The sequence below is a fragment of the Microbacterium sp. CGR1 genome (genome assembly GCF_001266755.1).
In the GTDB taxonomy this organism is placed as follows: Bacteria; Actinomycetota; Actinomycetes; order Actinomycetales; family Microbacteriaceae; genus Microbacterium.
The window spans coordinates 907,766-920,962 of sequence record NZ_CP012299.1 but is presented as its reverse complement, the minus strand read 5'-3'; the positions used below and the strand labels follow the sequence as shown (position 1 = coordinate 920,962).

Below are 13,197 nucleotides of genomic sequence, written 5' to 3'. Positions count from 1 at the left end.
ATCTGTCACACTGTAACGCATGGGCTCAGAGAACGGCAGGGTTGCCGTGACGACGGAGATGCGATGGAACGGCTGGGGCGATCCCGCCAGGGCGTCGGATCTGCCGCGCGCCGTCCGGATGATGCTGCCGTTGCTGCTCGGTCGCGTGCACAGGCCCGCGACGCCCGTGGAACTCGCCGAGGTGGCGCTCGCGCCGTCGTCGCTCCAGGAGGACGATCTCGAGGGACTGGCCGCCGTCGTCGGCGCGGAGCACATCGACATCTCGAGCGAGACGCGCATCCGCCATGCCGGGGGACGTTCGACGCCGGACCTTCTCCGGCGCCGTAGACCTCAGCAGACTTCCCCTGACGCGGTGGTGCTGCCGGGAACCCACGATGAGGTCGCGGCGGTGCTCCGGGCGTGCGTCGACCGGAGGATAGCCGTGATCCCGTTCGGCGGTGGGACGAGCGTGGTGGGCGCTCTCGATCCCGAACGCGGCACGCACCGCGCTGTCGTCAGCCTGGATCTGCGCCGGCTCTCGGGCCTCATCCACTTCGACGAGGCGAGCGGCGAAGCGATTCTCGCCGCCGGAACGACGGGGCCGGATGCTGAGGCTCTGCTCGCGGCCAAGGGGTTCGAACTCGGTCACTACCCCCAGAGCTTCCGGTACGCCACGATCGGAGGGTTCGCCGCTGCACGCTCGTCAGGTCAGAACTCGGCAGGGCATGGGCGATTCGACTCCATGGTCACCGGGCTGAGAGTCGCGACGCCGACCGGCGACATCGAGCTCGGACGGTCGCCGGGATCTTCAGCCGGGCCCGATCTCGTCCGCGTCTTCCTGGGGTCGGAGGGCATCTTCGGCGTCATCACCGAAGTGAGAGTGCGCGTTCATCCGGTACCGCGTGACCGCCTCTTCGAAGCCTGGACCTTCGCGGACTTCACGCAGGGCGTCGATGGACTGCGCCGCGTGACGCAGCACGGTGGCGGCCCGACAGTGCTGCGTCTGTCGGATGAAGCCGAGACGGCGGTCAGCCTCGCCCAGGTCGGTCGGATCGGGCGGGCCCTCGCGAAGGGCGCGAGCCTCGTCACCGTCTATGAGGGAGACGACATCGCCGAGCGTCGGGGGCGCACATCGGCGATCCTGGCGGCGGCCGGTGGGATCTCGTCGGGTGAGGGCGCCGCAGAGGGGTGGCTCTCCGGGCGCTTCGACGGTCCGTATCTGCGCGACTCGCTGCTGGATGCAGGAGTGTTCTGCGAGACGCTCGAGACGGCGACCACCTGGTCGAACCTGCTGCACCTCAGAGCGGCGGTCACGTCGGCTCTTCGCGCAGGATTCGAGGATGCCGGCGCCCGGTCGTACGTGATGTGCCACGTCTCGCATGTCTATCCCACCGGAGCCTCGCTGTATTTCACGGTGATCGCGAACCTCCGATCCGAACCGCTCGACACCTGGACGCAGATCAAGCGACGCGTGAACGATGCGCTGCTCGCGGCGGGCGGTACCATCAGCCATCACCATGCGGTCGGTCGTGATCATGCCGCCTGGCTGGAGCAGGAGATCGGAGACACGGGGGTGCGAATCCTCGCGGCCATCAAGCGGGAGCTCGATCCGACGTGGATCCTCAACCCGGGAGCGGTCATCTCGTCGGATCGGTCGCGCGGACGTGGCTGAGCACATCGCGGTGCTGTCGAACCCGTTCGCAGGAAAAGGTCGTGGTGCCCGAGAGACCGAGGTCGCCGTGGCGCACCTGCGATCCCGAGGAGCGGACGTGCGGGCGTACACAGGCGAGTCGGCGGCATCGAGTCGGCTCCTGGCGACTCGGGCGCTCGACGCGCGCCCGGGGGTGCTCGTCGTGGTGGGCGGAGACGGCACGCTGTCCGGCATCCTCGACGTGGTCTGCGCTGCGGGGGTTCCGGTGGTCCTGGTGCCTGCGGGCACGGGCAACGACCTCGCTCGAGCCCTGGGCCTGCCGCGTCGCGACGCGGTCGCTGCGGCCGAGCTCGCTCTGACGGGTATCCCGCGCACGATCGATGTCGGCGAAGTCCGCGCCGCCGACCGCGTCGATCTGTTCCTGACGATCGCCGCCCTCGGGTTCGATGCGAAGGTGAGCGATCGGACCAATCGGCTGCGCTGGCCGCGCGGCGTGCTGCGCTACTACCTGGCGCTGGTCGTGGAGCTCGTGCGACTGCGGCCGATGGATTTCACCGTCTCCCTCGATGGCGCGGAGCCGGTTCACGTGCCGGGAACGCTCGTCGCCGTGGGCAATACGCCGAGCTACGGAGGTGGCATGCCTCTCTGCGTGGGCGCCGCCGCGGACGACGGGATGCTGGACATCGTGCACGTCGCGCCGCTGACCCGGCTCCGCCTGCTGCGGCTGTTCCCGCTCCTGCTGCGCGGAGTGCATCTCGCTCGACGGGAGGTGACGCGGCGCCAGGCTCGTACCGTGACAGTGAGCGCGCCGGGACTCGTCGTCTACGCCGACGGAGAGCGCATCGCCGAAGATGAGTGCATGATCGGAATCCGGCGCTCCGCGCTGGCTGTCCTCGTCCCCTCAGGTGCCGGAGGGACACCGTGAACCACAGGTCGGCTTCTCCGCACCACGCCCAGGACTTCGACGAGGACGTCGTCGTCATCGGCTCGGGGTTCGGCGGATCGGTCGCTGCGTTGCGGCTCGTGGAGAAGGGCTACCGTGTCCGCGTGTACGAGGCGGGCCGACGCTTCGAGGACGAGGACTTCGCGAAGACCAGCTGGGACGTGCGCCGCTATCTGTGGGCACCGAGGCTCGGCTGTTTCGGCATCCAGCGCATCCATCGCCTGCCGCACGTGATGATCCTCGCCGGGGCGGGCGTGGGCGGAGGGTCTCTGAACTATGCCAATACGCTGTACCAGCCCGGCGGAGCGTTCTTCGCGGATCCGCAGTGGGGCGCTCTCGCAGACTGGGAGGAGGAGCTGGCGCCGCACTATGCGACGGCGAAGCGGATGCTCGGGGTGGTCGAGCGCTACCCGCACTCCGGACCCGTCGAGCGCATCATGGCAGGAGCGGCCGAAGATCTCGGCGTAGGAAGCACATTCCGACACGCGCCGGTCGGGGTCTGGTTCGGCGCGCCGGGAGTTCGAACGCCCGATCCCTTCTTCGGTGGGGAGGGGCCGGACCGCACCGGATGCACTCTCTGCGGCAACTGCATGGTCGGATGCCGCGTCGGCGCGAAGAACACGCTCATGAAAAACTACCTGGCGCTGGCCGAGAGGAGAGGCGCCGTCATCGAAGCGCTGCGCACCGTCACCGAGGTGCGCGCCCTGGCAGACGGCGGCTTCGCCGTGACGACGGAGCGCAGCGGAGCGTGGTTCCGGCGCGACCGTCGCACCGTGAGCGCGCGTCAGGTGGTGCTCGCCGCGGGAACCTGGGGCACGCAACAGCTGCTGCATCGGATGAAGCTGTCCGGGGCCCTTCCACGGGTCTCCGATGCGGTGGGTCGCCTGACGCGGACCAACTCCGAGGCTCTCGACGGTGCCGTCGCCGTCGCCGTTCCGGCGTCCCTCGAACTCGCGCACGGTGTCGCGATCACGACCTCGTTCCACATCGACGAGAGCACTCACGTCGAGAATGTGCGGTACGGGCCGGGATCGAACCTGATGGGGGCCCTCGCATCGCTGATGGTGCCGGGCGACCGAGGTCTCGGAGGCCGTCTCGTGAGTGTGCTGGGCCAGGTCGTCCGCGCACCGATCCGTCAGTTTCGCCTGGGCTCGCTCCGACGTTGGAGCGAACGGGGCATCATCGCACTCGTGATGCAGACCCTGGACAATTCGCTCACTCTGTCGTTCAGGCGCAGATTCGGGCGGATGGTCATGACGAGCGCGCAGGGGCACGGCGCACCGAACCCCAGTCATCTTCCGCAGGCTCATCGCGCGGCTTCGGCGATCGCCGCGCGTGTCGAGAAGGACGGCGGGGTCGGGGCCGAGCCTCGCGGATCCTGGCCCGAGATCTTCGGGATTCCGCTCACCGCCCACTTCCTCGGCGGAGCGGTGATCTCTGGGGCGCCCGAGACCGGTGTCGTCGACCCCTTCCACCGGGTGTGGGGTCACCCGGGGCTGCACGTCATGGACGGCGCAGCGGTTCCCGCGAATCCCGGGGTGAATCCGTCGCTCACGATCACCGCGCTCGCTGAGAGAGCGATGTCGTTCTGGCCGCGTTCCGGTGAGCTCGACGAGCGTCCTGCACCGTAGACACGGAAAAGGGGGCCGCCGGACGGCGGCCCCCCAGAGGTTCAGCTCAGCGGTGCTCGATGCCGCGGATCTGCGGAGTGTGGAACTCTCCGCCGAACGCGCGCTGCGAGGCGCCCTCGCGGTCGAGGTAGGGCGAAGCCCCACCATCGATGAAGGGCCAGCCCGCGCCGAGGATCAGGCACAGGTCGATGTCCTCGACCTCGGGTACGACGCCCTCGTCGAGCATCATCTTGATCTCGCTCGCAAGGCCGTCCTGCACCCGTTGCAGGATCGTCTCGGCCGACGCGGGCGTCTTGCCCACAGCGGGCTTCAGCAGCTTCTCGGCCTGCTTCGTCCAGCCGGTCACACGACCGCCCTTGTCCTTCTCGATGACCCCGTCGAGCTCCGCGAGAACGTGGAAGTTCTCGTTCGCGTAGAAGCGATCGGGGAACGCGTGCGCCATCGTGTCCTGCACGTGGGCGGCGACCTTCCATCCGACGAGATCGATCAGCTGGAAGGGACCCATCGGGAGTCCGAGGGGCGCGAAGGCCTTCTCGACATCCGTGATCGGGGTGCCCTCGTACACCGCGCGAGCCGCTTCGCCCATGACCTTGGCCAGCAGACGGTTCACGACGAAGCCCGGCGCGTCGGCGGTGAGGACCGCGTTCTTCCCGAGATTCTTCGCGACGACGAACGCGGTCGAGAGCGCCGCCTCCGAGGTCGTCGGTGTCTTGACGATCTCGATCAGCGGCATCACTGCCACCGGGTTGAAGAAGTGGAAGCCGACGAGGCGCTCGGGGTGAGCGAGCTTCGCGCCGATCTCCTCGACCGAGAGCGAGGAGGTGTTGGTCGCCAGGATCGCGTCCTCGCCGATGATCTTCTCGATCTCGCCGAACACCTGCTGCTTGACGCCGACCTCCTCGAACACGGCCTCGATGACGAAGTCGCAGTCCGCATAAAGGTTCTTGTCGGTCGTCCCTGTCACGAGCGCGCGCAGCTTGTTCGCGGAGTCCGCATCCAGGCGGCCCTTGGTCTCGAGCTTGCCGATCTCCTCGTGGATGTAGGCCACGCCCTTGTCGACGCGCGCCTGATCGAGGTCGGTGATGAGTACCGGCACCTGCAGCTTGCGCACGAAGAGCAGGGCGAACTGGCTCGCCATGAGACCAGCGCCGATGATGCCGACCTTCGTGACCTTCTTCGCAAGTGCCTTGTCGGGGGCTCCCACCGGACGCTTCGCACGCTTCTGCACGAGGTCGAAGGCGTACATTGATGCTGCGAACTGGTCGCCCGTGACGAGTTCGGCGAGCGCCTCATCCTCACGGGCGAAGCCCTCCGCCTTGGTGCCGCTCTTGGCCTTGTCGAGCAGGTCGAGTGCGGAGTAGGGCGACTTCGGGACGGTGCCGATCTTCGATTCCAGCATGCCGCGTGCCATCTTGATGGCGATCGGCCACTTCGTGAGTCGCTCGATCTTGCCCGGCTCGTTCCTGCGCTCGACCTTCTTGCCGCCGAGCACGGCGTCCGCCCACGCGAGCGAGTTCTCGAGATAGTTCGCGGCGGGGAAGATCGCGTCGACGATGCCGAGGTCGAACGCCTGCTGCGGCTTCAGCATCCGGTTCTGCTTGAGCGGGTTCGAGATGACCACCTCGAGGGCGTTCTCGATCCCGATCAGGTTGGGCAGCAGGTAGGCGCCGCCCCAGCCGGGGATGATGCCGAGGAAGACCTCGGGGAGTGCGATCGCCGCGGCGGAGGCGTCGACCGTGCGGTAGGTCGAGTTGAGTGCGATCTCGAGTCCGCCTCCGAGTGCGAGTCCGTTCACGAAGGCGAACGACGGAACGCCGAGCTCCCCGAACTTTCCGAGCACCTTGTGGCCGAGCTGCGCGATCAGGCGAGCGTTGTCCCGCGACCCGACCTTGCTGATGTCGGAGAGATCGGCGCCGGCGGCCAGGATGTACTGCTTGCCGGTGATGCCGACCGCCTGGATCTCGCCGGCTGACGCACGAGCGGCCAGGCCGTCCAGCGTCTCACCGAGGGCGGTGAGCGTCGCCGGCCCCAGAGTGTTCGGACGCGTGTGGTCGCGTCCGTTGTCGAGGGTGATCAGTGCGAGCACCTTGCCCGACGCGAGACGGATGTCACGCACGGGGGAGTGCGTGATCACCTCGCCGTCGGTGAGCGCCTGGATGGGGGAGAAGTCAACGTTCGCGTACTGCTCGGAAATCGAGTGGGCCATCAGGCTTACTTCCTCTTCTTGCCGTCGAAGTGCGGGTTCTCCCAGATGACCGAGCCGCCCTGTCCGAGACCGACGCACATGGCCGTCAGGCCGTAGCGCACATCGGGTCGCTCGGCGAACTGCGCCGCGAGCTGGATCATCAGACGCACGCCGGATGCCGCGAGCGGGTGGCCCAGCGCGATCGCGCCGCCCCACTGGTTGACGCGGGGGTCGTCGTCGGCGATGCCGAAGTGGTCGAGCAGCGAGATCACCTGGATGGCGAAGGCTTCGTTGAGCTCGAACAGGCCGATGTCGGCGATCGTGAGTCCGGCCTTCTTCAGGGCCTTCTCGGTCGAGGGAATCGGGCCGATTCCCATGATCTCCGGCTGCACGCCTGCGAAGGCGAACGAGACCATGCGCATCTTCGGCGCGAGACCGAACTCCTTGACCGCGCCGCCTCCGGCGAGCAGTGACATCGTGGCGCCGTCTGTGAGGGGCGACGAGGTTCCGGCGGTCACACGGCCGTGCGGGCGGAAAGGAGTCTTGAGGGCCGCGAGGTCCTCCATGGTGGTCTGCGGACGACGACCTTCGTCCTCCGTCGCCAGGCCCCATGCGCCGTCGGCGGTCTTGGTCGCGACGGGCACGAGATCCGGCTGGATCTTGCCCGCGTCGTAGGCCGCCTGCACCTTGTGCTGGCTGAGCATGCCGAATCGATCGGAGCGCTCCTTGGTGAGGTGCGGGAAGCGATCGAAGATGCGCTCGGCCGTGACACCCATGTTCAGAGCGCCGGGGTCGACCATGCGCTCCGCGACGAATCGCGGGTTGGGGTCGGCGTTGCCGCCGATCGGGTGGTGACCCATGTGCTCGACCCCGCCGGCGAGCGCGAAGTCGTACATGCCGACCCCGATCGATGCTCCCATCGTGGTGACGCTCGTCATCGCTCCCGCGCACATGCGCTCGACGGCGAGTCCGGGCACCGTCTGCGGGAGTCCCGCGAGGATCGCCACGGAGCGCCCGAGGGTCAGGCCCTGGTCTCCGGTCTGGCTGGTCGCGGCGATGGCGACGTCGTCGATGCGGTCGGCCGGAACGGCTGCGTTCCGCTCCATCAGGCCGATGGTCGCCTTGACGGCGAGGTCATCAGCGCGGGTGTTCCAGTACATGCCTTTTTCGCCGGCGCGCCCGAAGGGGGTGCGCACTCCATCGACGAAGAAGACGTCCGAGATCTCGGCCACTCTGCCTCCAAGTTTGTGCGGTGGCCTCAGTCTATGGAGGGCCGGAAACGGGGAGGAATCGGTTGGATCGAACCTACGAAGCCGGTGCGGACGCCTCGTCGGGGGTTTGCGCCGCCTCTACAAAGGCGTCCGCGATCTTCTGTGCAGTCTGTGCAATCTGCCACGGGCGGGCACCCAGTGCGGCGAGTGCCTCGCCGATGGCCTCGGGCGTCGTTCCCGGTACATCCCACGCCACACGGCGCAGGTGATCGGGGGTGAGCAGGTTCTCGGTCGGCATCCCGAGTTCCTCGGCCGTGGCCTCGACGACCGGGCGGGCGGCTTTGAGTCGCGCGTCGGCCTCCGGATTGCGATCGGACCAGGCTCGCGGCGGCGGCAGCGTATCGCTGGGAACCCGCTCCCGGGGAAGCTCCTCCGTGGCACGTCCGTCGACCATCGCCTGCCACCAGCGGTCGAGCTGGGTGCGGCTCGCTCGGCCCTGGAACTCCTTGATCCCTGCGAGCGCCTGCTTGCTCTGCGGGTTCGCCAGCACGGCCGCGATGAGCGATCGGTCCGGCACCAGACGGCCGGGAGAGACGTCCTGATCCTGGGCGAAGCTCTCGCGAGCCTGCCACAGCGAGCGAGCGACCGCGAGGTTCCGCGCGCCGCGCACCTGGTGCAGTCCGCTGAGTCGTCGCCAGGGGTCTTCGCGAGGAGGCTTCGGCAGTCGGGCGAGCGTGGCGGCGAACTCCTCGGCCGCGTACTCGGTCTTCCCCTGCTCCTCGAGCTCCGCCTCCAGAGCCTCGTAGACGTCGATGAGGTGCAGCACATCGAGTGCCGCGTACTCGAGCCATGCAGCGGGAAGGGGTCTGGTCGACCAGTCCGCCGCGGAGTGCTCCTTCTTGAGCGTGATCCCGAGCGTGTTCTCGACGACCGCGGCGAGTCCGACTCGGTCATGACCCAGCAGTCGCGATGCGAGCTCCGTGTCGAAGATCGTGTGGGGGAGTAGATCGAGTTCGCGCAGAGACGGAAGATCCTGGCTGGCGGCGTGGAACACCCACAGGGCGTCGCCGATGGCCTGCTGCAGAGGGCTGAAGTCGCCGAGAGCGGGAGGGTCGAACAGGAAGACCCCCGCGTCGCGGCGGAACACCTGCACGAGATAGGCGCGCTGGGAGTAGCGGAATCCGGATGCCCTCTCGACGTCCACGGCGACAGGCCCGGTTCCTGCGGCCAGTGCGGCGCATGCCGCGTGGAACTCCGAGACGTCGGAGATCACGGAGTATTCAGTCACGTGCTGCCTTTCGCGCGCCGATAACGGCGATGCCCTCGGAACCGGGCGGAAGACCCGCCAGCATCCCGACCAGTTCGACCCAGGCCTCGACATGGGGTGTGAAGGGGCCCTCGGGTGTCCAGGACGCCCTCAACTCTATCTGTGCGCCGTCTCCTTCGTCGGCGAGTCCGCCGAACCCCTTCGACAGGGTCTTGGTCGACGTGCCCGACGCGGAGTGGTAGCCGGCGCCTCTCGAGTCGAGTGCATCGACGAGCCAGGACCACGTGACGTCGGCGAGCAGGGGGTCGGTGCCGATCTCGGTCTCGAGCGGCGCCTGGGCGAAGATCACGATCCGCCAGTCGCCGTCCCATGCGGCCGGGTTGTCGGGATCATGCAGCAGAACGAAACGTCCCGTCCCGTATGCCGACTCTCCGCCGTCGTCCGGGCGGACGTCGGCGGAGAGGGCGAGGGCGTGCGGAGCGAGGCCCTGCGGCGTCGCTATCTCGCGGATGGTGATGTCTGAGCGGAAGGCGATGTCGCGCAGTTCAGCCACGGCGGCGTCGAAGATCGTCCCGGCATCGGGGTGTGCGGTCACGGCAACAGGCTAGAGTCAGGAAGCGATGAAGAGTCTCAGGCACGCCGTTGCACTCCTTGTCCCTGCTCTGCTCGCTCTGGGGACGGCGCTGGCTCTGCTCGTCTTCAGCGTCGCCCGTCGGGTCGTCATGCCGGCGAAGCGACCGGCGAACGTCGAGATCCTCGCCGTCGACACCGGGGCGCAGACGATCGAGCTCACCCGGACGCGGGACACCGAGCTCCCGGGTCGATACGGACTCTTCACCTCGGGAACGTATGGCTACGTCAAGCTCGGCGCGGTGCTGAGCGCTGATGCCACCACCGTGAGGCGCAAGCTGCTGACGCAGATCGAACCGGGCGCCCGCGTCGACAGGAGCGCGGCGTTCAGCGGTTGGTACTACTCCACTCCCGGCGAGCTCCACCTGCCCTCGCAGAACGTGCTCATCGGTTCCCCGGCCGGGCCATGCCCCGCCTGGCTGTTCCCGGCCGACTCCTCGACGTGGGTGATCCAGGTCCACGGACGAGGGGTCACCCGAGCCGAGTGCCTTCGTGCCGTCCCCGTGCTGCATGCCGCGGGCTTCCCGAACCTCGTCGTCTCGTACCGCAACGACGGTGAGGCGCCGCGCAGCCGAAGCGGTGCGTACGCTCTGGGGGCTTCGGAGTGGCGCGACGTCGATGCGGCGGTGTCGTATGCGCTCCGACACGGCGCCGATCGAGTGATCCTGATGGGATGGTCGATGGGCGGAGCGGTCGCGATGCAGACCGCCCTGAACTCGGGCAACCGCGACCGCATCGTCGGTCTCATCCTCGAGTCGCCGGTGATCGACTGGCGCAGCGTGCTGCGATTCCAAGCGCGCGAGTCCGGCATGCACGCACCGCTGCCGGACCTCGCGATGGGCGCGCTTTCCGTCCCGTTCACCGCGCGGCTCAGCGGCGCGGAGAACGCGATCCCGTTCGACAGCCTGGACATGGTGTCGCGCGCCGACGAGCTGTCGGTGCCCATCCTCATCCTGCACAGCGACGACGACGGATTCGTGCCCGCCGATGCATCGCACGCACTCGAGCAGGCCAGACCCGACCTGGTCACGATGCCCCGCTTCACGGTCGCCCGGCACACCAAGATCTGGAACTACGACCAGGCAGGGTGGAGCGATGCCATCACCGGATGGCTCGCAACGCAGGGGTTCAGCGCTTCTGCATGACCTGCTTCTTGGCGCGCATCAGCATGCCGGTCATGCCGCCGATGCGCAGCGGCGACACCGCGCGGGTGAGACCGATCGACTGCGGATAGTCATCGGGGATCGCGAGAACCTCGTCAGGGGTGAGGCCGGAGATGCCCTGCACGAGGATGCTCGCGAATCCGCGCGTGGTCGGCGCCTCGGGCGGGGCGGTGGCGTGCATGGTCACGATCCCGTCGGCGACTTCGACGTAGATGTACACCGGTGACTGGCATTCCGCGACGCGTTCGCACATCTCGGGGTGATTCGCGACCTCTTCGGAGACCTCCGGCAGCTCGTCCGAGTACTCCAGCAGGAGCAGCAGTCGATCCGCCTCGGGGGTCTCGAGGAATCCGTCGCGGATCTCGGCGAGGGTCTCAGGAACGTGCGTGGTGCTCATCCCTGTCATTCTCCCACGATCAGAGGGATCCGGGCTCCGCGCCGGTCACGATCGGGACCCGCACCGCGCTGCCCCACTCGGTCCACGAGCCGTCGTAGTTGCGGACGTTCTCGAATCCGAGCAGGTGCTTGAGGACGAACCACGTGTGGCTCGAGCGCTCTCCGATGCGGCAGTACGCGACGACCTCGTCGCCATCGGCGAGTCCGGCCCCGTCACGATAGATCGCGTCGAGTTCGGCCCGCGACCGGAAGCCGCCGTCCTCGGCCACGGCCTTCGCCCACGGCACGCTCTGGGCGGTGGGGATGTGCCCCGCGCGCAGGGCTCCCTCTTCGGGGTAGGCCGGTGCGGTGGTGCGCTCACCGCTGTACTCCTCGGGAGAGCGCACATCGATCAGCGGGCTGCCGATGTGAGCGAGGACATCCTCCTTGTATGCGCGGATCTCCGAATCGTCGCGTTCGACCACGGGATACTCCGTCGGCGTGATCTGCGGGGCGTCACGGGTGATCTCGCGGCCCTCGGAGATCCAGCGATCGCGACCGCCGTCGAGCAGCCGAACGTCCTCGTGGCCGAACAGCGAGAAGACCCAGAGCGCGTAGGCGGCCCACCAGTTGTTCTTGTCGCCGTAGATCACGACGGTGTCGTCGCGGGAGATGCCCTTGGTGCTGAGCAGCTTCGCGAAGCCCTCGCCGTCGACATAGTCGCGCACGACAGGATCATTGAGCTCGGTGTGCCAGTCGACCTTCACGGCGCCGGGGATGTGGCCCGTCTCGTACAGCAGCACGTCCTCATCGGATTCGACGACGACCAGGCCCGGTGTGCCGAGGCGCTCGGCCAGCCACTCGGTGCTCACGAGACGGCCGGGCTCGGCGTACTCGGCGAACTTTGACGAAGTGGTGTCGAACTCGATGGCCACAGGGATCTCCTCAGACGGTGAGCGGCGATGATGCAGGGGACGACGGCGTAATGTGGAGCCGATACTTCGACGATAGATCCACGCCGTGCGCCCTGCACCCGATTCGTAAGACTTCGACACAGGTGCGCCCCCGACACAGGACCGTGATGACCGACACGCCCAGCCGCACGGGCATCGTGCACCTGACAGATCGACAGCCGACCGTCACCGGTCCCGAGATGCTGGCCAGCCTCGTGCCGCCGCCGCAGTTCGACGGTGCGACGTTCGAGAGCTATCGTGCCGATGCCGCCTACCCCTCGCAGGAGGACGCCAAGGAGACGCTCATCCGGTTCGCCGGACGCGGTGCTCCGCTCAAGCGGGGCGGATTCTTCAGCCGAGCCAAGAAGGAGCCGGAGACGAAGCCGGGCGTCTATCTCGACGGCGGATTCGGCGTCGGCAAGACCCACCTGCTGGCGTCGATCTATCACGCGATGCCCGCGCGCAGGAAGTACTTCGGCTCGTTCATCGAGTACACGGCTCTGGTCGGCGCGCTCGGTTACAAGAACACCGTCGACCTGCTCAAGGGTGCAGACCTGCTGTGCATCGACGAGTTCGAACTCGATGACCCGGGCGACACCATGGTCATGACTCGGCTCATCGGCGAGCTGGTTCCCACCGGCACCAAGCTCGCGGCGACCTCGAACACTCCGCCGAACGCATTGGGTGAGGGCCGCTTCGCCGCACAGGACTTCCTCCGAGAGATCCACGCGATGTCCGACAGCTTCCAGACGATCCGCATCGACGGCGTCGACTTCCGCCAGCGGGCGCTCGACGGGCACGCCGTCGTGAGCGACGACGATTCCTATGCCCGCGCGATCGACGAGGGGGCGGGGCACGGAAACGCATCCGACGATTCCTTCGCCGACGTCATCCGTCACCTGGCCCGAGTGCACCCCTCGCGGTACCTGCGGATCATCGCCGAGCTGGATCTCGTGGGCCTGCGGGATGTGCAGATCCTGACCGATCAGTCCGAGGCTCTGCGCTTCGTCGCGTTCGTCGACCGCGTGTACGACGCGCAGATCCCGATCGTCGCCACCGGTGTGAGCCTCGACCAGGTCTTCGCAGAAGAGATGCTGAACGGGGGATACCGCAAGAAATACCTGCGCGCTGTCTCCAGACTCAATGCACTTACACACGCGGATCGCAGTGTCGCGTAACGCAGTGTTCACACACGCGGCGTCTCTGTAA

General features: G+C 67.7%; 11 protein-coding genes. 5 read left to right on the top strand and 6 right to left on the bottom strand.

What is annotated here, in order from left to right; all coding sequences use genetic code 11:
- The first annotated feature begins 19 nt into the window (after positions 1-19).
- Genes AKG07_RS04335 through AKG07_RS04325 form a run of 3 tightly spaced genes read left to right on the top strand, consistent with a single transcriptional unit; the run spans position 20 to position 4,204 of the window.
- Entirely contained in the window at positions 20-1,651 is a 1,632-nt protein-coding gene (locus AKG07_RS04335; RefSeq protein ID WP_233277322.1) for an FAD-binding oxidoreductase, read from the top strand.
- The gene (locus AKG07_RS04330) at positions 1,644-2,555 is read left to right on the top strand and encodes a YegS/Rv2252/BmrU family lipid kinase (RefSeq protein ID WP_053096231.1); all 912 of its coding nucleotides are present in this window, start codon (positions 1,644-1,646) and stop codon (positions 2,553-2,555) included. The genes AKG07_RS04335 and AKG07_RS04330 overlap by 8 nt, the downstream gene beginning before the upstream one ends.
- The gene (locus AKG07_RS04325; RefSeq protein ID WP_053096229.1) at positions 2,552-4,204 is read left to right on the top strand and encodes a GMC oxidoreductase; all 1,653 of its coding nucleotides are present in this window, start codon (positions 2,552-2,554) and stop codon (positions 4,202-4,204) included. Before AKG07_RS04330 ends, AKG07_RS04325 begins: the two co-directional genes overlap by 4 nt.
- A 46-nt stretch (positions 4,205-4,250) precedes the next feature.
- Here the strand turns inward: AKG07_RS04325 and AKG07_RS04320 are convergent, their stop codons facing one another.
- From AKG07_RS04320 to AKG07_RS04305, 4 genes are all read right to left on the bottom strand, one after another.
- Positions 4,251-6,410, bottom strand: coding sequence for a 3-hydroxyacyl-CoA dehydrogenase NAD-binding domain-containing protein (locus tag AKG07_RS04320; RefSeq protein ID WP_053096227.1), 2,160 nt, complete (start codon positions 6,408-6,410; stop codon positions 4,251-4,253).
- A gap of 5 nt (positions 6,411-6,415) precedes the next feature.
- On the bottom strand, positions 6,416-7,621 hold the full coding sequence (locus AKG07_RS04315; protein WP_053096225.1) for a thiolase family protein: 1,206 nt from the start codon (positions 7,619-7,621) through the stop codon (positions 6,416-6,418).
- Positions 7,622-7,694: 73 nt separating this feature from the next.
- Entirely contained in the window at positions 7,695-8,888 is a 1,194-nt protein-coding gene (locus AKG07_RS04310) for a ribonuclease D (RefSeq protein ID WP_053096223.1), read from the bottom strand.
- A complete protein-coding gene (locus tag AKG07_RS04305; protein WP_053096221.1) occupies positions 8,881-9,462 on the bottom strand; it encodes a DUF3000 domain-containing protein in 582 nt (193 codons plus the stop codon). Before AKG07_RS04305 ends, AKG07_RS04310 begins: the two co-directional genes overlap by 8 nt.
- A 25-nt stretch (positions 9,463-9,487) precedes the next feature.
- Between AKG07_RS04305 and AKG07_RS04300 the strand changes: the two genes are divergently transcribed.
- Positions 9,488-10,642 carry an alpha/beta hydrolase family protein gene (locus AKG07_RS04300; protein ID WP_053096219.1) on the top strand — a complete coding sequence of 385 codons (1,155 nt, stop codon included), beginning with the start codon at positions 9,488-9,490 and terminating at the stop codon, positions 10,640-10,642.
- On the opposite strand, the gene AKG07_RS04295 is transcribed toward AKG07_RS04300, so the two are convergent.
- Together AKG07_RS04295 and AKG07_RS04290 are read right to left on the bottom strand one after the other, a co-directional pair.
- On the bottom strand, positions 10,626-11,057 hold the full coding sequence (locus AKG07_RS04295; protein ID WP_053096218.1) for a SufE family protein: 432 nt from the start codon (positions 11,055-11,057) through the stop codon (positions 10,626-10,628). The two genes, AKG07_RS04300 and AKG07_RS04295, sit on opposite strands and share 17 nt — an antisense overlap.
- Before the next feature lie 19 nt (positions 11,058-11,076).
- A complete protein-coding gene (locus tag AKG07_RS04290; protein ID WP_053096216.1) occupies positions 11,077-11,970 on the bottom strand; it encodes a sulfurtransferase in 894 nt (297 codons plus the stop codon).
- 146 nt (positions 11,971-12,116) lie between these two features.
- Between AKG07_RS04290 and zapE the strand changes: the two genes are divergently transcribed.
- Positions 12,117-13,166, top strand: coding sequence for a cell division protein ZapE (gene zapE, locus AKG07_RS04285; RefSeq protein ID WP_053096214.1), 1,050 nt, complete (start codon positions 12,117-12,119; stop codon positions 13,164-13,166).
- Positions 13,167-13,197 lie beyond the last annotated feature (31 nt).

Excerpts from the sequence above, each read along its gene's own strand:
- zapE (WP_053096214.1), top strand. The coding sequence starts at position 12,117 with ATGACCGACACGCCCAGCCGCACGGGCATCGTGCACCTGACAGATCGA.
- AKG07_RS04300 (WP_053096219.1), top strand. The coding sequence starts at position 9,488 with ATGAAGAGTCTCAGGCACGCCGTTGCACTCCTTGTCCCTGCTCTGCTC.
- AKG07_RS04335 (WP_233277322.1), top strand. The coding sequence starts at position 20 with ATGGGCTCAGAGAACGGCAGGGTTGCCGTGACGACGGAGATGCGATGG.
- AKG07_RS04295 (WP_053096218.1), bottom strand. The coding sequence starts at position 11,057 with ATGAGCACCACGCACGTTCCTGAGACCCTCGCCGAGATCCGCGACGGA.
- AKG07_RS04320 (WP_053096227.1), bottom strand. The coding sequence starts at position 6,410 with ATGGCCCACTCGATTTCCGAGCAGTACGCGAACGTTGACTTCTCCCCC.